A 24,517-nucleotide genomic window follows, 5' to 3' on the forward strand; every position below is an offset into this window, starting at 1 on the left:
AGTGGGATTTTCTCGAAACATCGTATGTTTCTTGAAAAGCGCCTGTCAATGGTCTCGTAACTTTTGCGATTACAGGCGATACTCCGCGCAGATTTACCTTCGGACCCGCCCATGAGAAACGACACCCGCCTATCGCGCATGCTGCACGTCTTGATTCATATGGATCGCCACCAGCAATCGGCGACCTCCGACACCCTCGCCCAGATGCTGGGTACCAACCCGGTCGTGGTACGCCGAACCATGGCGTTGCTCAAGGAACGGGGTTACGTCACTTCGGAGAAAGGCCATCGCGGTGGATGGAGCCTGGCCAAACCGTTGGCGGAGATGACGCTGCTGGACATTCATCAGGCGTTGGGCAGCACGTCGATTTTCGCCATCGGCCTGTCCACTGATCATCCGCAATGCCTGGTTGAACAAGCGGTGAATGCGGCGCTGACGGATGCGTTCGATGAGGCCCAGGCGTTGTTGCTTGAGCGTCTGGGCAGTATCACGTTGGCCCAGTTGGCGGAGGATTTTGATACGCGGTTTCGGGACGAGCCCAAGGTCGAGCGTCACCTCTGATTCCTGGCGCACGCACATAAAAAAGCGCCGCTCAATGAGCGGCGTTTTTTTACCTGACCAGACAGCGTCCGGTTTACAGCGCCATGTCAGCCGCTGGATTGGATTCCCGGGCAGCAGCCGGCTGGGCCGGAGCTACAACGGTGCCAGCCTTGCCGATAGCCGGTGGCGGGTCCAGTTGCAGCACTTCGCTGGTGTAGGCCCATTCCTGCGCAACACGCTCAGGGCTTTCGTTCAGCTTGGTGCCGTAGCTCGGTACGATCTGGCGCAGTTTTTCCTGCCAGGCCGGGGTGGCGACTTTGTCCTTGAAGACTTTTTCAAGCACGGTCAGCATGATCGGCGCAGCGGTCGAGGCACCTGGCGAGGCGCCCAGCAGGCCGGCGATGCTGCTGTCCTGGGAAGCGACGACTTCAGTGCCGAGTTTCAGCACGCCGCCCTTCTCTTCGTCACGCTTGATGATCTGCACGCGCTGGCCGGCTTGCCACAGGCGCCAGTCTTCCTGCTTGGCGTCCGGGAAATACTCTTTCAGAGCATTGAAGCGGTCTTCGTCCGACAGCATCAGCTGACCGGCGAGGTATTCCACCAGCGGGTACTGTTCGATACCGACCTTGGTCATCGGCCACACGTTGTGGGTCGTGGTGCTGGTCAGCAGGTCAAAGTACGAACCGTTCTTCAGGAACTTGGTGGAGAACGTCGCGAACGGGCCAAACAGGATCACGCGCTTGCCATCAAGCACGCGGGTGTCCAGGTGCGGCACCGACATCGGCGGCGCGCCAACCGAAGCCTTGCCGTAGGCTTTGGCCAGGTGCAGCTGAGCGATGGTCGGGTTTTCGGTCACAAGGAACGAACCACCCACCGGGAAACCGGCGTATTCACGGGCTTCTGGAATGTCAGCCTTCTGCAGCAGGTGCAGCGCGCCGCCACCGGCACCGATGAACACGAACTTGGCGTCGGTCTCGGTTTCGGTCCCGTCTTTGAGGTTCTTGTACGAAACGCGCCAGGTGCCGTCTTCGTTGCGGGTGATGTCTTCCACTTCGCTGGAAAGCTTGAGGGAGAAGTTCGGCTTGGATTGCAGGTGAGCTGCGAACTGACGGGTGATTTCGCCGAAGTTCACGTCGGTACCCAGCGGACTCCAGGTGGCCGCGACTTTCTGGCTCGGGTCACGCCCTTGCATCATCAGCGGAACCCATTTACTGATCTGCGCCGGATCCTCGGAGTACTGCATGCCGGCGAACAGCGGGCTGGCCTGGAGCGCGTCGTAGCGCTTCTTCAGGAACGCGATGTTGTCATCACCCCAGACGAAGCTCATGTGCGGCGTGGAGTTGATGAACGAGCGCGGGTTCTTCAGCACACCGTTCTTGACCTGCCAGGACCAGAACTGACGGGAGATCTGGAACGCTTCGTTGATCTCGATGGCCTTGACGATCTCGACCTTACCGTTCTTGTCTTCCGGCGTGTAGTTCAGCTCGGCCAGCGCGGAGTGACCGGTACCGGCGTTGTTCCAGCCGTTGGAGCTTTCTTCGGCAACACCGTCCAGGCGCTCGATCATTTCCATGGTCCAGCCCGGCTCCAGCTCATTGAGCCAGACGCCGAGGGTCGAACTCATGATGCCGCCACCAATGAGCAAGACATCCACTTTTTTCGGCTCGGCGGCGTGCGTGGTCGCAAGACCCATCGCCATCGCCAGGCCCAATAGCGCCGTGTGTGTTTTCTTCAACATGTGTGTATCCCTAGGATGGAACGCCATTCCGTCCTCCGATTTCGTTCAAGCATCAACCACACCCCATTGCGGCAAGGCCGGCGGGCGGGTATCGAGTGGACTGGAGGATGGACCTACAGGGGCCGAGCATATCGGCCTCACATTTATGTCTCTCCGGCGCTGACTTCTTGTAGGTCTTGGCTTCAGCTGGGTGAGGGACACTGCAAAACGGTCTGGATCGGGCCCGGCGTGGCCGTGCCCGATTGTCGCAGCGGGGGGGAGTTTACAGAATGAACCAAACAGACCGAAGCGTATTTTTACATTCCAGGCAAAAACGCCGACCAAATGGCGGCGTTTTAATGGCTCGGTTGCGTCCCGCAAATATCGCGGTTTCGCCAAATCAGAGGTACTTGAGGAGCGAGATATCGCGACGGCGTTGTTTCAAGGCGGCGAACCAACGTGTTGGAAAAAACAGCACGACGGCCAGCATAACGCTCCACAACCAGACCATTGGCAAGTGATCGAAGCCGAAATACGCGCCCTGGTTGGCTCCCCACAAGGCGACCGCAACCAGGTACATGGCCTTCAGCACGTAGAGGTGCAGCAAGTAGAAAAACATCGGCGCGCCGCCGTAGATCGCCAGTTTCGCGATGCTCCCCCGCTCCTGGGCTTTTTCGAACAGGGCCAGCAGGATCAAGCCCAGCCCCAGCGTCGGCATGAGAAACATCAACGACGGCGGATATTTCGTCGCACTCATGAAACTCATGAATGTGCGCAACCCATCACCGGTCTGGACCCAGGGTTTATCACCGTAGACATTGACATAGCGGATCAACGCGAAGGCGATCAATAAGCCAAGGCCGACCATGAACAACCGCCGCAGGCGCACGGCGGGCTCCACGTCCTTGGCGAACCATGGCCCGATACCCCAACCCAGCAGGATCACGCCGATCCATGGCAGCACCGGATAGGTGGTGCGGGCCCGGGTGAACTCGGTGATGTCGATGAACGCCCGCTGGTGAAGAATCGACCACGGCACGAAAAACGGTGAATCCGGCCCGAGCACGATACCGTCCAGCAGGTTGTGCCCAGCGACGATGGCGACCCCAAGCACAATCAGCCAGCTGCGCTTGAAATGCAGCAGCGCCGCCAGGACGATCATGCAGATCCCGATGCACCAGATCACCTGCAACCACAGCGTCTTCGGCGGAAACTCGGCGTTCCACGCGAAACACACGAACGTCAGTTCCAGAAACACCAGAAACAGACCGCGCTTGAGCAGGAACACCGAGGTCTGGCCGGCGGTGTGTTTCTGGCTGTAGAGCCATGCCGACAAACCGGTAAGGAAGATGAACACCGGCGCGCACAGCGTGCTGAGCAAACGGGTGAAAAACAGGTCCGGGGTCACGCTCAGGGCATCGATCGGATCAGTGACCTGACGATGCAGAAGAAACGTTTCGCGCACATGGTCCACCAGCATCAACAACATGACGAATCCCCTCAGGGCGTCGATGGCGAGCAAGCGTGTGGCGGCTGTTGCGGTGGTGGATGCAAGGGTCGGCGCGATGACAGCGGCTGGGCTTGTCGCGCTTGGGGATAGACTCATAGCGGTACTCGGGCGGTCGTGGTCCGGACAAGGCAGATGAGAACACCTGCCAAATGAAAGCGGATAACATAACACGAATACCTGCAAATGCCTCGTTCTTGTGGGAGCGAGCCTGCTCGCCAAAGCGGCTTGTCAGCCCCATCATTTCCGTTGACCCAGCGGCCACGGGGATCTGTGTACGGCGGCCTATGCGAGCAACTGGCTCAACACCGCCCGCAACTTTCCAGGCTTGACCGGTTTGTTCAGCAGCGGCGCGTTCAGTTTGCGCAAGGCGCGGCGGCATTGGTCGCTGCGGTCGGCAGTGATGATCACGGCGGGAATCGCCCGCTGGAAATGCTCACGCAGATGCCTGACCACCTCGCAGCCGACCACACCATGATCAAGGTGGAAATCCGCCAGGATCAGTTCCGGGGCACGGCCCCGCAGGACGTCGAGGGCAGCGGCTTGATCGGTGGCGGTCAGTACTTCACAACCCCACTGTTCCAGCAGCGCCGCCATGCTTTGCAGAATGCTCACTTCGTTATCGATGACCAACAGCCTTCGACCCGGCAGCGGATTGCCCGCCACTGGCTGGACCGGGACCTGGGACATGGGCAGCGGCCGCTCGGCCGACAGCGGCACGTCGATGCTGAACACCGAGCCGCGTCCCGGCCGCGAACGCACCTGCACCCGATAACCGAGGATATGGGCAATGCGTTCGACGATCGCCAGTCCCAGGCCCACGCCCTTGCGATCCGCCGCACGACCGACGTCCAGTTGGTTGAACTCCAGGAAGATCGACTCCAGGCAATCGGCGGCAATGCCTCGCCCCGTGTCCCAGACTTCCAGACGCAACCGCCCTCCCCGACGCCGAGCCGCCAGCAGGATGCCGCCCCGGTCGGTGTATCGGCAGGCGTTGCTGAGCAGGTTGCGCAGGATGCGAGTGATCAATCGCAGATCCGTCAGTACCGCGTCATCGGCAAACCGCACGCGCAATTCCAGGCCCGCGGCACCGGCCACCGATTGGAACTCGGACACCAGCGGCGCGAGTAGCTCATCCACTCGATAAGGCGCCAGGTCCGGCCTGACAGCAGCTTGATCCAGGCGGGAGATGTCCAGCAGGTCAGTGAGCAAATCCTCGGCGCCTTCGAGCGCCTGGTGGGTCCGCTCCACCAGTACGTGTTCCGGGGCGGGCAGTTGCCGCTCGCGCAACGTCGCAATCAGCAAGCGCGCGGCGTTGAGTGGTTGCAGCAGGTCATGGCTGGCGGCGGCCAGGTATTTGTCCTTGCTGCGGTTGGCCGCCTGGGCGGCGTCCCGGGCATCTCGCAGCTGTTGCTCGACCAGCTCGCGCTGGGCAATTTGCTGCTGCAGGTTGTGATTGGCCTCCAGCAACGCATCGGTGCGTTCGGCCACCCGTTGTTCCAGTTGATCATTGAGCTGTTGAAGGTGCCGTCGGGCCTGCTCCAGCTCATCGAGGCGCGCCGCCAGTTCAGGGTAGTGGCTTTTGCGTGTCGAGTGGTTGCCCAGCCCCAGCAAGCCTGCCAGGGCTTTTTGCTGCTCCTCAGAGGGCTTCGCCATAGACGACCTCGACATCCCGCTGGCTCGACTCTCGAGGGTTGGTGAGGATGCACGGATCGTCCATCGCATGTTGCGACAAGAATGGAATGTCCGACGTGCTGACGCCATGCAGTCCGAGGGTTTCATGGAAGCCGATGGTGTGCTTGAGAGCGATCAGGTGCTCCACCAACCGGGTGCGGATCTGCCGATGGTTGAGGCCCCGGCAATCGAGGCCCAGGGTCTCGGCAATCACTTTGAAACGCTCCGGTGCCGAGGTGTAGTTGAACGCCACCACATGTTCCACCAACACTGCGTTGCACAACCCATGGGGCAGATCGAGGAAGCCCCCCAGGCTGTGGGACATCGCATGCACGGCGCCGAGGATCGCATTGGAGAATGCCAACCCGGCCTGCATGCTGCCGAGCATGATCTTCTCCCGCAGGGCGACGTCCGCCGGGTTGGCGATCATCTGCACCAGGTTGTTGTTGATCAGCCGCATTGCCTCCAGGGCATGGGGATCGGTCAGCGGCCCGTGGCCCGTGGAGACGAACGCCTCGATGGCGTGCACCAGGGCGTCGATACCGGTACAGGCGGACAGGAACGGGTCCATGCTCAGGGTGGTTTCCGGGTCGATCAGCGACACGTCCGGCACCGCCGCCTTGCTGACGATGGAAAATTTCATGCGTTCCTGCTGGTTGGAAATGATGACGAACTGCGAGACGTCGGCCGAGGTGCCGGCGGTGGTGGGAATGAGGATCAGCGGCGGGCTGGGCACGTGCAGCGTATCCACGCCTTCGAATTCAAGGATGCTGCGGCCATGGGCAACCACGATCCCGATCGCCTTGCCACAGTCCATGGGGCTGCCGCCACCGACCGCGACGATGACGTCGCAATGGTTCTCGCGGTACGTCTCGGCACCGAGCATCACTTCCTCGACCCGTGGGTTGGGCGAGACGTCGCTGTAGAGGCAGTAATCGATGCCCTGGGCTTGCAGGCTGGCTTCGACATCGCCGACCCAACCGGCGGCGATGACCCCGGGATCAGTCACCACCAACACCTTGCGCGCGCCGAAGGTCTTGGCGTAGTTGCCGACGTTGTGCCGACATCCTGCGCCGAACATGATTTCAGGGGAAACGAACTTGCGCAGCGGGCTGAGGCTCATTTTTTCAGGGGGGCTCATCGGTAAGCCTGTTGTTATTGTCATGGGATACGTTGAGCCTAAAGCATCCCGCCATGAATGCAATCCGACCAATGGGGAGCCCGGCCCGAACGCATCAGGCCGGGCCGGCGCCTCATCGGTTAGCGAAGTACATCGTCACTTCAAAGCCGATACGCAGGTCGGTGTACGCGGGTTTAGTCCACATGGGTCTTACTCTTCTTGTACCGGGCGATTCCGGCAAGGTCATTAATGCACGCCGCGCCCAAGGCTCGAATGCTACTTTCGAAGCGGTGGGTGGGGTGCGTTGGTACTACTGGAGCAGCGAGCACTTGTGGCGAGGGAGCTTGCTCCCGCTGGGCTGCGCAGCAGCCCCAAATAAGCAGCCACACAATCAATATGTGCATCAAGGAAAGGGCCGCTTCGCGGCCCAGCGGGAGCAAGCTCCCTCGCCACAGGGTCACTGCAACTGCCTTGTTATCTCCCAGGGTCAGAAGAACCCCAGCGGATTGATGTCGTAGCTCACCAACAGATTCTTGGTCTGCTGGTAATGGTCGAGCATCATCTTGTGGGTTTCACGCCCGACGCCGGATTTCTTGTAGCCACCGAACGCCGCATGAGCCGGGTACAGGTGGTAGCAGTTGGTCCAGACGCGACCGGCCTTGATCGCCCGGCCCATGCGGTAGGCACGGTTGATGTCGCGGGTCCAGAGGCCGGCACCGAGGCCGAACTCAGTGTCGTTGGCGATCGCCAGGGCTTCGGCTTCGTCCTTGAAAGTGGTCACGCCCACCACCGGCCCGAAGATCTCTTCCTGGAACACGCGCATCTTGTTGTGGCCCTTGAGCAGGGTCGGCTGGATGTAATAGCCGCTCGACAAGTCTCCTTCAAGGCATTCGGCCGCGCCGCCGGTAAGCAGTTCGGCGCCCTCTTGCCGGGCGATGTCCAGGTACGAAAGGATTTTGTCGTATTGCTGCTGGGACGCTTGGGCACCGACCATGGTCTCGGTGTCCAGCGGGTTGCCGCGCTTGATCCTGGCGATTTTCTTCATGACCTCGGCCATGAACGGCGCATAGATCGATTCCTGCACCAAGGCACGGGATGGGCAGGTGCAGACTTCGCCCTGGTTGAAGAACGCCAGCACCAGGCCTTCCGCCGCTTTCTCAATGAACGCCGGCTCGGCTTGCATGATGTCTTCGAAGAAGATATTCGGCGACTTGCCGCCCAGTTCCACGGTGGACGGGATGATGTTCTCGGCCGCGCACTTCATGATGTGCGAACCCACCGGTGTGGAGCCGGTGAAGGCAATCTTGGCGATGCGCTTGCTGGTGGCCAGGGCCTCACCGGCCTCGCGGCCAAAACCATGGACGATGTTCAACACGCCGGCCGGCAGCAGATCGGCGATCAGCTCGACGAACACCGTGATCGACAGCGGCGTCTGCTCCGCCGGCTTGAGCACGATGCAGTTACCGGCGGCCAGGGCCGGGGCGAGTTTCCAGGCGGCCATCAGCAGCGGGAAATTCCACGGGATAATCTGCCCGACCACGCCCAGCGGCTCGTGGAAATGGTAGGCGGTGGTCAACTCGTTGATCTCGGCGGCCCCGCCCTCTTGCGCGCGAATGCAGCCGGCAAAGTAGCGAAAATGGTCGGCTGACAACGGTACGTCGGCGTTGAGGGTTTCGCGCACGGCCTTGCCGTTGTCCCAGGTCTCGCTGACCGCCAGGATTTCCAGGTGCTGTTCGATGCGGTCAGCGATTTTCAGCAGGATCAGGGAGCGGTCCTGGACCGACGTCTTGCCCCAGGCATCGGCGGCGGCATGGGCCGCGTCCAGGGCCTTGTCAATGTCGGCGGCGCTGGAGCGCGGAAACTCGCCGATGACTTCGCCATTGACCGGCGAAGTGTTGGTGAAATACTCGCCGTGGACCGGCGCGACGAACTCGCCGCCGATGAAATTGCCATAGCGCGGTTTGAAGGAAACGACGGCGCCTGGGGTTCCGGGTTGTGCGTAGATCATGATGGGCCTCTGCCTGGTCGATGCCTGTCGCGGGACAGGCGATAGGCCGATGGTAGAGAGCCCCGCGCGGTGGACGAATGCGTCATTGGCAGGGGGCTCTCTCGTTATTTGGTCGTAGGTTTCAAGCAATAAGCGCAAGTTCAAGGCCGGCGCAGGCCCTTGTGGCGAGGGAGCTTGCTCCCGCTGGAGTGCGCAGCACTCCCCGCTTTTGGCGGCTGCTGCGCAGCCGAGCGGGAGCAAGCTCCCTCGCCACGGTTCTCGGCAACGTTTTAGCGCTTGGCGACAAGTTCCTTCGGCAACTTGAAGGTCCAGAGCATGCCGCCCTGGTTGAAGTCCTTCACGCGCTTGGCCACTTCACCGCCCCACAGCGGCACCGCACCGCCCCAACCCGAGACCACGGAGACGTACTGTTCGCCGTCCATTTCCCAGGTGATCGGCGAGCCCAGCACGCCGGAGCCGGTCTGGAATTCCCAGACCTTTTCCCCAGTCTTGGCGTTGAACGCCTGCAAGAACCCTTCAGGCGTACCGGTGAACACCAGATTGCCCCTGGTGGTCAGCACTCCGCCCCACAGCGGCGCGAAGTTCTTGTGGCGCCACACTTCCTTGCCGGTTTTCGGGTCTATGGCCCGCAGCACGCCGATGTAATCCTCGTTCAGCGGCTTGATGGTGAACCCAGCGCCGAGAAACGCCGCGCCTTTCTTGTAGGCGATGCCTTCGTTCCAGATGTCCATGCCCCACTCGTTGGATGGCACGTAGAACAGACCGGTGTCCTGGTTGTAGGCCATCGGCATCCAGTTCTTCGCGCCGAGGAATGCCGGAGCGACGAAGACTGAGCTGCCCTTGGCCTCGCTGCCCGGCGCACCCGGACGGCTGGCCTCGTTGTAAATCGGACGGCCATCCTTGTCCAGGCCAGTGGCCCAGGTGATCTTGTCGACGAATGGGAAGCCGCGGATGAACTTGCCGTTGGTGCGGTCGAGCACGTAGAAGAAGCCGTTACGGTCGGCGGTCGCCGCCGCCTTGATGTCTTTGCCGCCGTCCTTGTAGTTGAACGAGATCAGCTCGTTGACGCCGTCATAGTCCCAACCGTCATGGGGCGTGCTCTGGAAGTGCCATTTGATGGTGCCATCGTCCGGGTTCAGGGCCAGGCGCGACGACGAATAAAGGTTATCGCCAGGGCGCAGGTGGGAGTTCCACGGTGCCGGGTTGCCGGTGCCGAACAGCAGCAGGTTGGTCTCCGGGTCGTAGTAGCCGCCCAGCCAAGGCGCGGCGCCGCCGGTTTTCCAGAGATCGCCCGGCCAGGTCTTGCCCGCCTCGCCGCCGGAAATACCGTTCTCCACGGCCTTGCCGTCCTTGTAGACGTAGCCCATGTGGCCCTCAACGGTCGGCCGGGTCCACAGCAACGCACCATTTTTCGGATCGAATGCGGTGATCTGGCCGACCACGCCGAATTCGCCCCCCGCCACGCCGGTGATGAGCTTGCCATTCACAACCATGGGCGCGGCGCTGATGGAATAGCCTTCCTTGTGGTCGGCGACCTTCTTGCTCCACACCACTTTGCCGGTGTCCTTGTTCAGGGCCACCAGCTTGGCGTCCAGCGTGCCGAAGAACACCAGGTCGCCATACAACGCCACGCCCCGGTTGATCACGTCGCAGCAAGGGCGGATGTCATCGGGCAAGCGCGCGTCGTATTGCCAGAGCTTCCTGCCGGTGCGCGCATCCACCGCAAACACCCGAGAGTAGGAGCCGGTGAGGTACATCACCCCGTCCTTGATCATGGGCTGGGCCTGTTGACCGCGCTGCTTTTCACCGCCGAAAGAGAACGCCCAGACCGGACGCAGGTCCTTGATGTTATCGACATTGAGGGCATCGAGCGGGCTGTAGCGCTGGCCCTGCACGCCCAGGCCGTTGGTCACGACCTGCTGCGGATTCTTCGGGTCCTGGAGAATTTCCTGGTCGGTCACGGCGGCCAAGGCCGAGCCGGACAGCAGCATGGCACTGAGCAGCAGGCTTACGGCGAAGGGCTGGCGACGTGCGGGATGAATCATGGCGGCTACCTCTGCGGTTATTGTTATACCCGGGAAAATTTCCCGGTCTGTCGCAGATTCTTGGGCCGGGGGCCGCCGCCAACAATTGCCCGCTGTGTTGAGTTTTCTAGTTCCTTGGTACACATAGAGGTAAGCAAATACCCCGTGGCGAGGGAGCTTGCTCCCGCTGGGCTGCGCAGCAGACCTTCTGTTGTCCCCCTGGTTATCAATGTTGACTGGCTATCTTAGGGCCGCTGCGCGCCCCAGCGGGAGCAAGCTCCCTCGCCACGGGGATGTGTGATCAGTCAGGGTTTTGGGTATCCACCCGCGTCATCCCCGCCCGCTCATAACGCGGGTAAAGATGACTGACGCTGCGGATCAACTCATACCGGCTCAAGCTGATCCCGGCGAAGCGCTCGGGGATGGGGCTGCGGATCATTTCGGCCATGTCGTCGCCCCGGGCGGCGCCCTCGCGCATCAGTTGGTCGAGCCAGCCGAGGTAATCGTGCATCTGTGCGAAAGGCCGGGCGTCGATGGCCACCGGGCCGTGGCCGGGGACGATCTGCTTCCAGGGCAGCGCCTGCAGCGTGTTCAGATCGTTGAGCCAGATATCCAGGCCGGGGCTGTTCGGGGTGGTCAGGGCCCGTTCATAAAACACCAAATCACCGGCAAACAGCACGCCGGTGGTTTCATCGAGGATCGCCAGGTCCGCCCCGGTGTGCCCGGCCAACGCAAGCAGGCGCAGCGAGTGATCGCCGACCTTCAGCGTACCGGGGCTCAGCGCCTGGGTCGGCAAAACCACTTCGGTGCCGCGCATCCAGTCGCCCACCAGCCGGTACATGTTTTCCGCCATCGCATCGCCCTGCTGTCGCAGCAGGTCCGCGGTGCCCGCCAGCGCACCAACAGGCACGCCGTTGAAGGCCTGGTTGCCCAGCACATGATCGGGGTGATGGTGGGTCAGCAGCACCTGGATCACCGGTTTGTCCGTCGTCGCCGCGATGGCCTGGCGCAGCGCCTCGCCGTAACGCTTGGACGGACCGGTGTCGATGACCACCACCCCGACGTCGGTGACGATGAACGCCGTGTTGACGATGTTGCCACCGTTGGCCTTGGCGAAATTATCCGTGCTGCCTTCCAGCAGCCAGGTGCCCTCGGCGATCTGCCGGGGCTTGAGGGAATAATCGCTGGAGGACCACGCCGGCAGGCACAGTCCAAGACAGATCAGCAACAACCAGCGCATGGCGCGCTCCTTGTGGTCAGGGAATGGCCGCCTCGAATTCGTTGCCGCTGTTGTCTCGCAGCACCAGGCGGGTCTGTCCCGGGCCTTGGATGTCGAAGCCCAGGTTGGGGTTTTCACTGACCGCCGGGAACAGCTCCAGGCGCGCCAGCAGCTTGCCGTCAGCGTCCAACAGTTGCGCCTGGTTGAGGAAAAACTCAGGGATGCCGCTCACCAGGCCGTTGTCCATGGGATGGGCTATCTGCAAGCGCAGGCGATTCGAGTCCCCACGCGGGTAGCGCCCGCCCAGCACTTCGCCCAGGTGTTCTTCCCAACCCGGTTGGGTGCGCACCACGCTGGGCGCCGTGCAACCACCACCGGCCGCGTCGATCAAGGCCGAGCCAACGTGCCACAGGCCGTCGCGGGTCTGTACGGCGGCACGTAACGGCGTGGCCTGCTCGATACGAATGCGGATCGACAGCCACGGCAGCACCCGCTCCGAAGGTTGGAAGTCGACGATTTTCGGCAGTGGGTTGAGCTCGGCCCACGCCAGCACTCGTACGACATCGCCGGTGAACGCCCTGGCATCGATTTCCAGCGGCACCTGCCGCGCATCTTCGGCAAAAGGTGGCGCCAGCAGCCGCACCCGGTCGTCGAAAACGAACGGTGCGTCAGCCAGCAATTGCTTGTGATAGAAGGCCCACATCACCGATGGCACCGGATCCTTTCCCGGCTCGATTGCGCTAACCATCAATGGCAGCCAGCCCAACAGCAGCCCCAACACACGCCAGTTCATCCTGCGCTCCTATTGGTACATTTGCGCTACTTCGTAGCGCAGGCCATAGCGGGCATACACCGCCTTGAGGCTGCCGTCGCGAATCAAGCCTTCCAGCGCCTCCTCCACCGCATAGGCCAGCTGACGGTTGCTTTCATGCACCGCCATGCCGATCTCCCAGCGCTGCTTACCCATGTTCGGATAAGCGTTTTCAGCGAGGGCCAACTGCGAGTCGGCAGCCTGATGCACTTGCCAGTCGATCTCGCCGCGCATCGCCATGACCGCATCGACTTCGCCGGCCCGCATGGCCCCGAAGGCTTTGGCAACGCTGGGGTAATGGCGAGTCTTGGCACTGAGCATGCCGTTGAACACCGAGGTCAGGTAGAACGATGGCACGCTATCGACTTCGACGCCGATGGGGTGCCGCTGGAACACCGCGACACTGCCCACCGAAGCCAATCGACGGCGGTCATACGCCACCTGCCAGCACTCCTGCTGATATGGCCCGAACATCACGACCTGGGCGTTTTCCCGTTCGCCAATGTCGTTGCGCCGCTGCACATAGTCGTGATCGTACGGCACTCGCATCATCAGGTCGGCCAGTTGCCGGTCGTGCAGCGGACTGCTGCGCCAGATGTAGTCGCGCAGGTCATCGTCGAGCTTCTCGCCAGGCGGCGCCCACATCAGTTTCAGCCGCACGCCCATGGCCTTGGCCAAGGCCTGGGCCAATTCAATGTCGACGCCCCTGGGCTGGCCCTGGTCTTCGAAACTGTAGGGGGCAAAGTCCTTGTAGACCGCGACCTTCAATTCGCCGTCGGCGATCATCTGGTCATAGCCGCGGACCTGCGCCTGCACCGCCGAGCCCCACAGCAACAGGCTGCACATCACCCAGGCGAACAGGCGCATGGCGGTCACTCCTCGACGTGTACGCTGTCCAGATAGGTCCGCACCGCCCACAGCGCTTCCTGGCTCAGGTAGTCGGCCATCTTCGGCATATAGACCCGGCCGTCGCGCACCGCGCCATGGCGCACCCGTTCGACGAACCATTCGTCACCGGCTTCGGCGGCATCGAGCATGCGCAAGTCCGGGGCGATCCCGCCGGACTTGGCTTCCAGGCCATGGCAGGCCGCGCAGTTCTGGTTGTACGCCGATGCGCCGATTTCGACTGCTTTGTCCCGTTCGGGAGCATTGCGATAGGGGTTTTGCGAGGCCCAGCCATCGGCATCCAACGGCAGGTTGGTGTCTTTGATCGGGGTCAGTCCCTGGGTTTCCACTGCCTGGGGCACCACGTTGCCATGGGCCCATGCGGAGCCTGCGCCGGTCAGCCCCATCAGCAATGCGGTAGCGATGATGGCGTTGCGTTTTGTTGTCATTGTTATGCCCTCGAAATTGCACGCAAGACCTCTTCGCAGAGGCCGTGCCGTCATCTTAGGAACCGTCTGCCCCCAACCGAATGCTGCTTTGGTGGTCGCGGTCTAGTTCCTTGGTAGCAGGCCATCCGACGCTAGTCGCAAAGACAGGCGCCCTGGGAAGTTTTCCCGGCGAGGGCGGGATTTTTTCCGTATCGGACCAGGGGGGCGAGACCCGACCCTAGTCAGGCCAAAACCTCACTGGGAATCCCACCATGACAATAAAAACGCTCCCTGCCCTCTCGTCCCTGACCGTTGCCTTGCTGCTGGCCGGCAGCCTGTCCCTGGGCCCACAGGCCAACGCCGCCGTTACCTGGGAAGACATCGCCAACGATCACCTGACCACCAAGGACGTGTTGCAATACGGCATGGGCACCAACGCCCAGCGCTGGAGCCCGCTGGCCCAGGTCAACGACAAGAACGTCTTCAAGCTGACCCCGGCCTGGTCCTATTCCTTCGGCGACGAGAAGCAACGCGGCCAGGAATCCCAGGCCATCGTCAGCGACGGCGTGGTCTACGTCACCGGCTCGTACTCACGGGTGTTCGCCCTCGACGCCAGGACCGGCAAGCGCCTGTGGACCTACAACCACCGCCTGCCGGACAACATCCGCCCATGCTGCGACGTGGTTAACCGGGGCGCGGCCATCTATGGCGACAAGATCTACTTCGGCACGCTGGACGCCCGGGTCGTCGCCTTGGACAAAAACACTGGCAAGGTGGTGTGGAACAAGAAGTTCGGCGATCACGCCGGCGGCTACACCATGACCGGCGCCCCGGTGCTGATCAAGGACAAGACCAGCGGCAAGGTCTTGCTGATCCATGGCAGCTCCGGCGACGAGTTCGGCGTGGTCGGGCAATTGTTCGCCCGCGATCCGGACACCGGTGAAGAAGTCTGGATGCGCCCCTTCGTCGAAGGCCACATGGGGCGGCTAAACGGCAAGGACAGCACCCCGACCGGCGACGTCAAGGCGCCGTCCTGGCCCGACGACAAGACCACCGAGACCGGCAAGGTCGAGGCCTGGAGCCACGGCGGCGGCGCGCCCTGGCAAAGCGCCAGTTTCGATCCCGAGACGGACACCATCATCGTCGGCGCGGGCAACCCCGGCCCGTGGAACACCTGGGCGCGCACGGCGAAGGACGGCAACCCCCACGATTACGACAGTCTCTACACCTCCGGGCAGGTGGGCGTCGACCCCAGCACCGGTGAAGTGAAATGGTTCTACCAGCACACGCCCAACGATGCCTGGGACTTTTCCGGCAACAACGAACTGGTGCTGTTCGACTACAAGGACAAGGACGGCAAAATGGTCAAGGCCACCGCCCACGCCGACCGCAACGGCTTCTTCTACGTGGTGGACCGCAACAACGGCAAACTGCAGAACGCCTTTCCCTTTGTCGACAACATTACCTGGGCCAGCCACATCGACCTGAAGACTGGCCGCCCGGTGGAAAACCCTGGCCAGCGTCCGGCCAAGCCATTGCCCGGTGAAACCAAGGGCAAGCCGGTGGAAGTCTCACCGCCATTCCTCGGTGGCAAGAACTGGAACCCCATGGCCTACAGCCAGGACACCGGGCTGTTCTACGTACCGGGCAACCAGTGGAAAGAGGAGTACTGGACCGAGGAAGTCAGCTACAAGAAAGGCTCGGCTTACCTGGGCATGGGCTTTCGAATCAAGCGCATGTATGACGACCACGTCGGCAGCCTGCGAGCCATGAACCCCACCACCGGCAAGGTGGTGTGGGAGCACAAGGAGCCGCTGCCACTGTGGGCCGGTGTGCTGGCGACGAAGGGCAACCTGGTGTTCACCGGTACTGGCGATGGCTTCTTCAAGGCCTTCGACGCGAAAACCGGCAAAGAGCTGTGGAAGTTCCAGACCGGCAGCGGCATTGTCTCCCCGCCCGTCACTTGGGAGCAGGACGGCGAGCAATACATCGGCGTGACCGTTGGCTACGGCGGCGCCGTACCGTTGTGGGGCGGAGACATGGCCGAACTGACCAAGCCGGTGGCCCAGGGCGGTTCGTTCTGGGTGTTCAAGATTCCGAGTTGGGATAAGGCGACGGCGCAGAAATAACCCTGACCTCCACCACAATCCCTTGTGGGAGCGAGCTTGCTCGCGATGGCGCAGTGTCAGTCAACATCAATGCCGGCTGAACCACCGCCATCGCGAGCAAGCTCGCTCCCACAGTTAACATCGAGTTCATGCCATGAAATCATTGCCCTTGTTGCTTCTGTTCATCAGCGCGTTTGCCAACGCCGACGACACCCCACTGACCCTAAACGGCTGCCTCATTGCCGAATCCAGCCAATGCCCCGGCGCTAACCTGCGGGGCGCCCACCTGGCCAACCAGGACCTGCGCAAGATGAACCTCGCCGGCGCGGATCTGCGCGACGCCGACCTGCGCCATGCCCGGCTGGACCTGGCGAATCTAGAAAAGGCCCAGCTACAGGGCGCCAACCTGAGTCGCGCGAGCCTGCAACAAAGCAACCTTCGCCTGGCGGACTTCAGCGATGCCACGCTCAAGGCGATCCAGGGCTGGGGCCTGTTTGCCCAGGGCGCGCAGTTTCAGCGAGCCGACCTGACCGCCGCCTATCTCCAGTTCGCCCGCTTGTCCGGCGCCCGCCTGCACGACGCCAACCTGCAAGCCGCCGACCTGGAAATGGCCTGGCTGAGCAAAGCCGACCTCAAGGGCGCCGACTTGCGCGATGCCAACCTGCAAGAGGTCAAACTGGGCGAAAGCAACCTGGAACGGGCCAACCTGACGGGCTCGCGGCAGCATTACGGGAATTTCCAGGATGCGAATATGCAGGGGTGTGTCGGATGCCCAACGTCTTGGGAACAATGAAGCTCCCGTGGCGAGGGAGCTTGCTCCCGCTGGGGTGCGAAGCAGCCCCAATTTGTACGAGTCAATTAACCTGACACACCGAGGCGCCGGCCTTGGGGGCGCTTCGCACCCCAGCGGGAGCAAGCTCCCTCGCCACAATTGGCCGGCATTTCAAGTCAGGGACTCACCCCGACACCCGCACCACTCCCATATCGATCCCCAAATGCACCAACTCGGCATGGGAACTGACCTGCAACTTACTCTTGAGCAACGTCAGGTGGTTGGACACAGTCTTGGAGCTGATGCATAGCTGTTCGGCAATGGTGCGCGCGGGAGTGCCATTGGCGAGCATGACGAAGATCTCCAGCTCGCGCTGGGTCATCGATTGCAGGCGTGGATCGCTGTTGTGGCGGGTGGTGGCGCAGGCCAACTGAGTGGCCAGGGCCTGCTCGATGTAGGCATGGCCGGCCAGCACTCGCCGTACCGCCTCGATCAATACCTGCGGCGCCGAGTTCTTGGTCAGGTAGCCCGCAGCGCCCGCGTCCAACGCCTGGCGAACCAACGGCAACTCGTCGTGCATGCTGAAGAACAGCACCCGCAGTTGCGGCAAGCGTTGACGCAGGCGCCGGGTGGTTTCCAGCCCGCTGATCCCCGGCAGGCCGAAGTCCATGATCACCAGGTTCGGCACTTGTTCCTGCACCTGGCTCAACGCCTCTTCGCCGCAGGCCGCTTCGCGCACCTGCAGCTGTGGCATCAAAGCCCGCAACAAGCTGGCGTAGCCCTGCCGAACCACGGCGTGGTCGTCCACCAACAAAATGTTCATGAGGCCTCCAAGGGAATATTCAAGGCCAGCGCCCAACCCGCCCCGGGCCGGCTGATGATGCGCAGCTCACCACCAAGGCTGCGCGCCCGTTCCGCCATCGAATGCAGGCCCACGCCGGCCCGGGAGCGCTGCTGGGCACCGCGTCCGTTATCGCGCACCCATAGCCGTAGGCGACCGGCGCGGTGCTGCATGCGGATCCGCACCTGGCTGGCGTCGGCATGCCGTGCGATGTTGGTCAGCGCTTCCTGCAACAGGCGGTACAACTGAGCCTTGTGCGATGCGGCCAATGGCGGCGGTGCTCCATCGACCCGTAACTGACAGGCGATGCCGTGGCTGTCCTGCCATTGCCGGGCCAACAATTCAATGGCCTCACCCAACGGCAGATGCTGGAGCACGACCGGATACAAGTCGTTGACCAAGGCGCGAAAGCCTTGCTGCAAATGATCGCAGTGTTCTTCCAATTCGTTGGCGGTCTGCTCCAGCACGGGCGGCTGATGAATCACCAGGCGCAACAAACAGGCCCTCGCGCGAATACCTGCCACGTACTGGCCCAAATCGTCGTGCAAGGTTTGCGCGAGGGACCTGCGCTCCTGCTCCTGGACGGCCAGCAACGCCTGGGTCAGCCGCGCATTGTCGGCCCGAGTCTGGCCCAGGGCGGCGGTCATGCGGTTGAAATGCGCCGCCAATTGCTGGGCTTCCGATAGGCCCTCGGGCCGCAGATGCACTTGCAGGTCGCCGCTGGACACCTGGTGCAACGCCTGTAGCAACTCGTCCAGCAGGCGCATGCCCCGGCGCACCGCCCAGCGGATCGCCAGCAGGCTGAGCAGCAACGCCATCGCGCAAACGCCAAGCAACTGCACCAGGGAATCGAAGATTTCATCGACTTCATCACCGGGGTCAACGGCAATCCAGGCCCGACGACCGTCCTGCAACTCGACGATCTGGGCGGCAGGCCCTTGGGCCAGGAGTCGACGCCCCAACCAGGCGTTCAAGCCAGGCTCCTGTGCCGGCGCGTTTTCGCCGGGCGCCAACCAGCGCACCCGAACGTGACGCAGGCTGCCGGTGAGCCGCGACTGGAGGCTGGCCGGGTCGCGCTGGGCAGTCTCGCGCAGGTAATGCACCACCGACTCGGCCGATTGCAGTTCGCGTCGCACATCCACCGTGGCCTGGTGCAACAGCAGCGTTGCGCAGGCCAGGGTGACCAGGGCGAAGAACGCCGTGACCCAGAGGTTGATGCGCCAGAGGGCAGACATGGTCAGTGCTCCAATCTGCGAATCACACCGGCCCCCTGTGGGAGCGAGCCTGCTCGCGAAAGCGAAGGCACATCCAACATCAACGTCGGCTGGACCAACGCTTTCGCGAGCAGGCTCGCTCCCACAAAGGACACTTTAGGTCGATCCACGCCTATCAAACTCAGGATCAGCAACAACGGCAACAGCAGCGTCTTGAACATTCGCACGGTCTGTCCGCTCCCTGATGAATGACAATTGAAAGCATCCTAAAACCCCGGCGCCTGGACCGAGCTACTACCTTGGTACTGCCCCAGCGGTACTTTCTGCATATTTCCCCGGCATCACGGCCTTCCTATGCTGGCGCTACCTGCAATGGAGGACGTCATGCGCTGGCTTGTCAGTTACGCCCTGATCTACCTGTTGGCCGCATCGACCGCTCAGGCCAGCGATGCCGCGCCGTTGCAGGTGCGCATCGGCTACCTGGGTTACCGTCCCGACCCCGGCCCGCTGCTGTCCAACATCATCCCTGAACCCACCGATGCCGGATTGCGCGGCGCCGAACTGGCGATCATCGACAGCAACAGCACCGGGCGATTTCTCAAGCACGACTACCGTCTCGAAAGCGCTAACGTCGACAATTCCCAAGCACTGCTGGAGGCCGCCCGTGCCCAGCATGAACAGGGCCTGCGTTTGTTCGTGGTGAATGCGCCGGGTGAAAGCCTGCGCCAACTCAGCGCCGCCCTGCCCGACAGCCTGCTCTTCAACGCCGGCAGCCCCGACGACAGCCTGCGCACCAGCGGCTGCCTGAGCAACGTGCTGCACACCCTGCCCGACCGCGCAACACTGGCCGACGCCTTGATCCAGTTCAGCGTCGTGCGCAAATGGCAGCGGGCCTTGCTGATCGTCGGCCAGACACCCGAAGACCAGGCCTACGCCGCTGCATTGCGCCGGGCCATGAAACGCTTCGGCATGAAGATCGTCGCCGAGAAACCTTGGCAGTTCGATAACGACCAGCGCCGCAGCGCCCAGGCCGATATGCCGCTGTTCACCCAGGCCGCCGAGTACGACGTGGTGCTGGTAGCCGATGAGCGCGGCGACTTCGGCGAATACGTGCCCTATCAGACCTGGCTCCCGCGCCCGGTCGCAGGGACCCAGGGACTGACGCCCACCGGTTGGCACAAGACCGTCGAGACATACGGCGCGGCGCAGTTGCAAAAGCGCTTCGAAGCCTTGGCCGGCCGCTGGATGAACGACCGCGACTTCGCCGCCTGGATCGCCGTGCGCAGTATCGCCGCCGCCGTGAGCAAGCTGCGCCAGGACGAGCCATTCGCCATTCGCCAACTGGCCCTCGGCGACGAGCTGCCGCTGGATGGATTCAAAGGCCGCAAGCTCAGCTACCGGCCCTGGAATGGTCAACTGCGCCAACCGATTCCCCTGGTTCAGCCTCGGGCCTTGGTCAGCACGTCGCCCCAGGACGGTTTTCTCCACCCGTCCAACGAAATGGACAGCCTGGGCTTCGACCGGCCCGAAGTGAGCTGTCGCTACCCCTGATCGATCACAACAATAAGGAAGACGCCATGCGCCGCCCCCTGCTCAACCCGGCTCTGCTTTGCCAAGCCCTCGCCCTGGGCGCCTCGCTGCTCCTTGCCGGTCCCGCTGCCGCCAGTATCGCCTGGGTCTCCAACGAAAAAGACAACAGCCTCAGCCTGATCGACCTGCAGAGCCTGGAAGTCGTCGATACCTTGCCGGTAGGCCAGCGCCCGCGAGGCTTGTTGTTGTCCCATGACAACCGCCTGCTGTACATCTGCGCCAGCGATTCGGACCGCGTCCAGGTGATGGACGTCGCCACTCGCAAGATCATCAAGGAGCTGCCCTCCGGCAAGGATCCGGAGCAATTCGCCCTGCACCCCAACGACCGCTGGCTCTACGTTTCCAACGAGGACGATGCGCTGGTCACAGTGATCGACACCCAGACCTCCGAAGTGCTGGGCCAGATCGGCGTCGGCGTCGAGCCCGAAGGCATGGCCGTCAGCCCCGACGGCAAGTGGGCGGTCAACACCAGCGAAACCACCAACATGCTGCACTGGATCGACACCAGCACCCAGACCCTGGCCGACAACACCTTGGTGGACCAACGGCCGCGTTTCGTCGAGTTCAATCGCGACGGCACGCAACTCTGGGCCTCGGCGGAGATCGGCGGGACGCTGACCATCCTCGACGTTGCCTCGCGCCAGGTGCTCAAGACTCTGACCTTCCAGATCAAGGGCGTGCACCCGGACAAGGTGCAGCCAGTGGGCATCAAGCTCAGCGCCGACGGCAAGCTGGCATTCGTCGCCCTGGGCCCGGCTAACCATGTGGCAGTGATCGATGCCAAGACTTTCGAAGTGCTGGATTACCTGCTGGTGGGCCGACGCGTCTGGCAGTTGGCGTTCACCCCGGACCAGAAGCAACTGCTGGCAACCAATGGAGTCAGCGGCGACGTCTCGGTGATCGACGTGCAGAGCCGCAAGGTGCTCAAGTCGGTGAAAGTCGGCCGCTATCCCTGGGGCGTGGTGGTGACGCCATGAACGCCTTGGAGGTCAGCGACCTGAGTTTCGCCTATGGTGCGCGGCAAGCCCTGCGCCAGATCAGCTTCAGCGTACCGGCCGGACGCTTCGCCGCCCTCCTCGGACCGAACGGCGCTGGGAAGTCGACGCTGATTGCGTTGCTGACGCGTCTGTACGATGTTCAGCGCGGCGAGATCCGCGTCGGCGGTCATTCATTGCGCACGTCACCGCACCAAGCGTTGCGCCAGTTGGGCGTGGTGTTCCAGCAAAGCACGCTCGACCTGGACCTGAGCGTCGAGCAGAACCTGCGTTATCACCTCGCGCTGCATGGCTTTTGCCGGCGCCAGGCCGATGCCCGGATTGAAACCGAACTGGCCCGCCAGCAGTTGACCGAACGACGTCACGAGCGGGTGCGCCACCTCAATGGCGGACACCGGCGCCGGGTGGAAATCGCCCGGGCCCTGCTCCACGAACCGCGCTTGCTGCTGCTGGACGAGCCGAGCGTCGGGCTCGATCCGGCCAGCCGCCAGGCTTTGGGGCAACACATTCGCCAACTGTGTCGCGAACAGGACATCAGTGTGCTCTGGGCCACGCACCTGCTGGACGAAGTGCAGCCCAGTGATGACCTGTTGATCGTGCATCAGGGCCGGCTGGTCGCCAGCGGACGGGCCGAGGACGTGAGCGAGGAACACGGCGGCAGTCTCGGCTCGGCCTTTCATCGATTGACCGCCTCGGGAGTTGCCGCATGAACGCGTATTGGCAATGTTTCCTTGGCGTCGTGATGCGCGAATGGCTGCGCTTCGTCTTGCAACGCACGCGATTGCTCAGCGCACTGGTGCGACCGTTGTTGTGGCTGCTGGTGTTCGCCGCCGGCTTCCGGGCGGCGCTGGGCATCGCCATCATCGCGCCTTATGACACTTACATCCCCTATGAGGTGTACATCGTGCCGGGGCTGGCCTGCATGATCCTGTTGTTCAATGGCATGCAAGGCTCGCTGTCGATGGTCTATGACCGCGAAATGGGCAGCATGCGCGTGCTGCTGACCAGCCCCCTGCCCCGGGCCTTTTTGCTGGCGAGCAAATTGCTCGCAACCTCGCTGATCTCGCTCTTGCAGGTCTACGCCTTCCTCGCCATCGCCTGGCTCTACGGTGTCCAACCGCCAGCCATGGGCGTTCTGCTGGCATTGCCGGCCTTGCTTTTGGTGGCGCTGATGCTCAGTGCCCTGGGCCTGTTGTTGTCCAACGCGATCCGCCAGCTGGAGAACTTCGCCGGGGTGATGAACTTCGTCATCTTCCCGATGTTTTTCCTGTCTTCGGCGCTGTACCCGTTGTGGAAAATGCTCGAAGCCAGCCCCTGGTTGTACTGGCTGTGCGCGGTGAACCCCTTCACCCATGGCGTGGAGCTGGTGCGGTTCGCGTTGTATGGGCAATTCAATGTGCTGGCGATGGTTGTGTGCGTGGGGCTGACGCTGCTGTTCGCGCTGCTGGCGGTGTGGACGTTCAATCCGCAGCATGCGGCGTTGCGCAAGGCCAATTGACCTACCTGATACACACAGCCCCTTGTGGGAGCGAGCCTGCTCGCGAATGCGGTAGACCAGACACATCTATGCTGCCTGACCCACCGCTTTCGCGAGCAGGCTCGCTCCCACAGGGGATTTGTGTGATCCGTGATGAAAATTACTACTTTAGTACCGTTTTTCCTGTCTATGGTCGCATTCACAAGACCTCGACCCTGGCATGTAATGGGCGCATAACAAAAAGGATAAATCCCATGCCCCGTTTGCTGGCCATCGTCTTGCTGGGCCTGGCGCTGAATGTCGCCCAGGCCGACACTGCGTTGTTTTCGGCGCAGGGCTATCGCATTACCCAATACCGCAGCCCCACGCCCGCCTCCGCCCAGGGCGCGCAAACCGTCGACACCGAAGGCTTGCAGCGCCTGCTTGGGCAAACGCCCGCCCCGGTGTTGATCGACGTGTACCGTCGTCCATGGGTCCAGGGGCGCTTCATCGACACCGAGCCCCACGCCAACCTCCCCGGCAGCCTATGGCTGGCCAATACGGGCGATGGTGAGCTGGAGGGGAACTGGCAAGATTACTTCACCTCCCACCTACGCAAGGCCACCGACGGGCGCCTGGACCAACCCTTGGTCTTTTACTGCCGCTCCGATTGCTGGTTGAGCTGGAACGCGGTAAAACGCGCCGCGTCCATGGGCTATAAACATTTGTATTGGTACCGCGACGGCCTCGACGCCTGGGAGGCGGCCAACCTGCCCTTGCAAGCGGCCCGCCCCGAACCTTTTCCCTGATGCAGCGCCCTGCGTGCAATTGCCCCAACACGACAATAACGAGGTGAATGGCCATGTATAAAATCCTGATAGCCGACGATCACCCACTGTTTCGCGAAGCCATCCACAACGTCATCAGCGACGGGTTCGCCGGTAGCGAGGTGATGGAAACCGCCGACCTGGACAGCGCCCTGGCGCTGACCCGCGAACACGACGACCTGGATTTGATCCTGCTGGACTTGAACATGCCCGGCATGCACGGCCTCAACGGCCTGATCAACCTGCGCAACGAAGCGCCGACCATCCCCGTGGTGATCGTGTCCGCCGAACAGGACAAGCAAATCGTTCTGCAGGCCATCACCTATGGCGCGGTGGGTTTCATCACCAAGTCTTCACCTCGCTCGCAAATGACCGACGCCATCGAGCAGATCCTCAACGGCAACGTGTACTTGCCGCCGGACATCATCCGCACCCAGAAGAGCCCCACGGGCCGCCGCTTGAACGAAACCCCGGCGTTCCCGCCCGAACTGCTCCAGGCCCTGACGCGCAAGCAACTGCTGGTACTCGAACGCATGACCAAGGGCGAGTCGAACAAGCAGATCGCCTACACGCTGGACATCGCCGAAACCACGGTCAAGGCCCACGTCTCGGCGATCCTGCGCAAGCTCAACGTGCATAACCGGGTGCAGGCGATTCTCAGCGCGGGGGATATTGATTTCGGGGCTTATTTGCGGCGTTGAACGGCTGAACACTAACGGGACACTGTGGCGAGGGAGCTTGCTCCCGCTGGGGCGCGAAGCGGCCCCAAACCCAGGCACCT

Annotated in this window: 23 protein-coding genes; 9 read left to right on the top strand and 14 right to left on the bottom strand. The window is 62.5% G+C overall.

Annotation, left to right across the window (positions count from 1 at the left end; genetic code table 11):
• Positions 1-111: 111 nt before the first annotated feature.
• Positions 112-561 carry an Rrf2 family transcriptional regulator gene (locus J3P92_RS13255; protein WP_434605773.1) on the top strand — a complete coding sequence of 150 codons (450 nt, stop codon included), beginning with the start codon at positions 112-114 and terminating at the stop codon, positions 559-561.
• A 73-nt stretch (positions 562-634) separates the two neighbouring features.
• Here the strand turns inward: J3P92_RS13255 and mqo are convergent, their stop codons facing one another.
• The 11 genes from mqo to pedF all read right to left on the bottom strand — a co-directional run bounded on the left by mqo (position 635) and on the right by pedF (position 13,954).
• Entirely contained in the window at positions 635-2,278 is a 1,644-nt protein-coding gene (gene mqo, locus J3P92_RS13260; RefSeq protein ID WP_434647452.1) for a malate dehydrogenase (quinone), read from the bottom strand.
• A 379-nt stretch (positions 2,279-2,657) separates the two neighbouring features.
• A complete protein-coding gene (locus J3P92_RS13265) occupies positions 2,658-3,863 on the bottom strand; it encodes a DUF1624 domain-containing protein (protein ID WP_434647453.1) in 1,206 nt (401 codons plus the stop codon).
• A gap of 186 nt (positions 3,864-4,049) precedes the next feature.
• Positions 4,050-5,420 (bottom strand): ATP-binding response regulator, encoded by a 1,371-nt coding sequence (locus J3P92_RS13270; protein WP_434647455.1) that lies wholly within the window; start codon positions 5,418-5,420, stop codon positions 4,050-4,052.
• Positions 5,404-6,561 (bottom strand): alcohol dehydrogenase-like regulatory protein ErcA, encoded by a 1,158-nt coding sequence (gene ercA, locus J3P92_RS13275; protein WP_434651123.1) that lies wholly within the window; start codon positions 6,559-6,561, stop codon positions 5,404-5,406. Before ercA ends, J3P92_RS13270 begins: the two co-directional genes overlap by 17 nt.
• 130 nt (positions 6,562-6,691) lie before the next feature.
• Positions 6,692-6,763, bottom strand: coding sequence for a pyrroloquinoline quinone precursor peptide PqqA (pqqA, locus tag J3P92_RS13280; protein WP_003243383.1), 72 nt, complete (start codon positions 6,761-6,763; stop codon positions 6,692-6,694).
• Between the two features lie 282 nt (positions 6,764-7,045).
• Positions 7,046-8,566, bottom strand: a complete 1,521-nt coding sequence (gene exaC / locus J3P92_RS13285) for an acetaldehyde dehydrogenase ExaC (protein ID WP_434647456.1) — start codon at positions 8,564-8,566, stop codon at positions 7,046-7,048.
• 269 nt (positions 8,567-8,835) lie between these two features.
• Positions 8,836-10,611, bottom strand: a complete 1,776-nt coding sequence (locus tag J3P92_RS13290; protein WP_434647458.1) for a PQQ-dependent methanol/ethanol family dehydrogenase — start codon at positions 10,609-10,611, stop codon at positions 8,836-8,838.
• A gap of 280 nt (positions 10,612-10,891) precedes the next feature.
• The gene (locus J3P92_RS13295; RefSeq protein WP_434647460.1) at positions 10,892-11,830 is read right to left on the bottom strand and encodes a quinoprotein relay system zinc metallohydrolase 1; all 939 of its coding nucleotides are present in this window, start codon (positions 11,828-11,830) and stop codon (positions 10,892-10,894) included.
• A 16-nt stretch (positions 11,831-11,846) separates the two neighbouring features.
• Positions 11,847-12,602 carry a quinoprotein dehydrogenase-associated SoxYZ-like carrier gene (locus tag J3P92_RS13300; protein ID WP_434558882.1) on the bottom strand — a complete coding sequence of 252 codons (756 nt, stop codon included), beginning with the start codon at positions 12,600-12,602 and terminating at the stop codon, positions 11,847-11,849.
• A 9-nt stretch (positions 12,603-12,611) separates the two neighbouring features.
• Positions 12,612-13,487, bottom strand: a complete 876-nt coding sequence (locus J3P92_RS13305; protein WP_434647461.1) for a substrate-binding periplasmic protein — start codon at positions 13,485-13,487, stop codon at positions 12,612-12,614.
• 5 nt (positions 13,488-13,492) lie between these two features.
• Positions 13,493-13,954: a cytochrome c-550 PedF gene (pedF, locus tag J3P92_RS13310; protein WP_420763890.1), complete on the bottom strand. Its 462-nt coding sequence runs from the start codon at positions 13,952-13,954 to the stop codon at positions 13,493-13,495.
• 251 nt (positions 13,955-14,205) lie between these two features.
• Here pedF and exaA point away from each other — a divergent pair, with 251 nt between their 5' ends.
• Positions 14,206-16,062, top strand: a complete 1,857-nt coding sequence (gene exaA, locus J3P92_RS13315) for a quinoprotein ethanol dehydrogenase (protein WP_434647463.1) — start codon at positions 14,206-14,208, stop codon at positions 16,060-16,062.
• 133 nt (positions 16,063-16,195) lie between these two features.
• On the top strand, positions 16,196-16,834 hold the full coding sequence (locus J3P92_RS13320) for a pentapeptide repeat-containing protein (protein ID WP_434647465.1): 639 nt from the start codon (positions 16,196-16,198) through the stop codon (positions 16,832-16,834).
• Between the two features lie 163 nt (positions 16,835-16,997).
• On the opposite strand, the gene J3P92_RS13325 is transcribed toward J3P92_RS13320, so the two are convergent.
• The 3 genes from J3P92_RS13325 to J3P92_RS13335 are packed head-to-tail and all read right to left on the bottom strand — an operon-like array spanning position 16,998 to position 19,089.
• On the bottom strand, positions 16,998-17,636 hold the full coding sequence (locus J3P92_RS13325) for a response regulator (protein WP_434647466.1): 639 nt from the start codon (positions 17,634-17,636) through the stop codon (positions 16,998-17,000).
• Positions 17,633-18,889, bottom strand: coding sequence for a histidine kinase (locus J3P92_RS13330; protein ID WP_434647468.1), 1,257 nt, complete (start codon positions 18,887-18,889; stop codon positions 17,633-17,635). The genes J3P92_RS13325 and J3P92_RS13330 overlap by 4 nt, the downstream gene beginning before the upstream one ends.
• Positions 18,890-18,891: 2 nt before the next feature.
• Positions 18,892-19,089, bottom strand: a complete 198-nt coding sequence (locus J3P92_RS13335) for a hypothetical protein (RefSeq protein ID WP_434605791.1) — start codon at positions 19,087-19,089, stop codon at positions 18,892-18,894.
• 163 nt (positions 19,090-19,252) lie between these two features.
• Between J3P92_RS13335 and J3P92_RS13340 the strand changes: the two genes are divergently transcribed.
• From J3P92_RS13340 to J3P92_RS13365, 6 genes are all read left to right on the top strand, one after another.
• Complete coding sequence (locus tag J3P92_RS13340; protein ID WP_434647470.1) at positions 19,253-20,419, top strand: ABC transporter substrate-binding protein; 1,167 nt, start codon at positions 19,253-19,255, stop codon at positions 20,417-20,419.
• 26 nt (positions 20,420-20,445) lie between these two features.
• A complete protein-coding gene (locus tag J3P92_RS13345; protein WP_420763884.1) occupies positions 20,446-21,435 on the top strand; it encodes a YVTN family beta-propeller repeat protein in 990 nt (329 codons plus the stop codon).
• Complete coding sequence (locus J3P92_RS13350; protein WP_434647472.1) at positions 21,432-22,163, top strand: ABC transporter ATP-binding protein; 732 nt, start codon at positions 21,432-21,434, stop codon at positions 22,161-22,163. Before J3P92_RS13345 ends, J3P92_RS13350 begins: the two co-directional genes overlap by 4 nt.
• Positions 22,160-22,951, top strand: a complete 792-nt coding sequence (locus J3P92_RS13355) for an ABC transporter permease (RefSeq protein ID WP_434647474.1) — start codon at positions 22,160-22,162, stop codon at positions 22,949-22,951. The genes J3P92_RS13350 and J3P92_RS13355 overlap by 4 nt, the downstream gene beginning before the upstream one ends.
• A gap of 233 nt (positions 22,952-23,184) precedes the next feature.
• Positions 23,185-23,718 (top strand): PQQ-dependent catabolism-associated CXXCW motif protein, encoded by a 534-nt coding sequence (locus tag J3P92_RS13360; RefSeq protein ID WP_434647475.1) that lies wholly within the window; start codon positions 23,185-23,187, stop codon positions 23,716-23,718.
• A 53-nt stretch (positions 23,719-23,771) separates the two neighbouring features.
• Entirely contained in the window at positions 23,772-24,437 is a 666-nt protein-coding gene (locus J3P92_RS13365; protein ID WP_039588789.1) for a response regulator transcription factor, read from the top strand.
• Positions 24,438-24,517: the final 80 nt, after the last annotated feature.

This window comes from Pseudomonas sp. D3-27, assembly GCF_051132165.1.
Lineage (GTDB): Bacteria > Pseudomonadota > Gammaproteobacteria > Pseudomonadales > Pseudomonadaceae > Aquipseudomonas.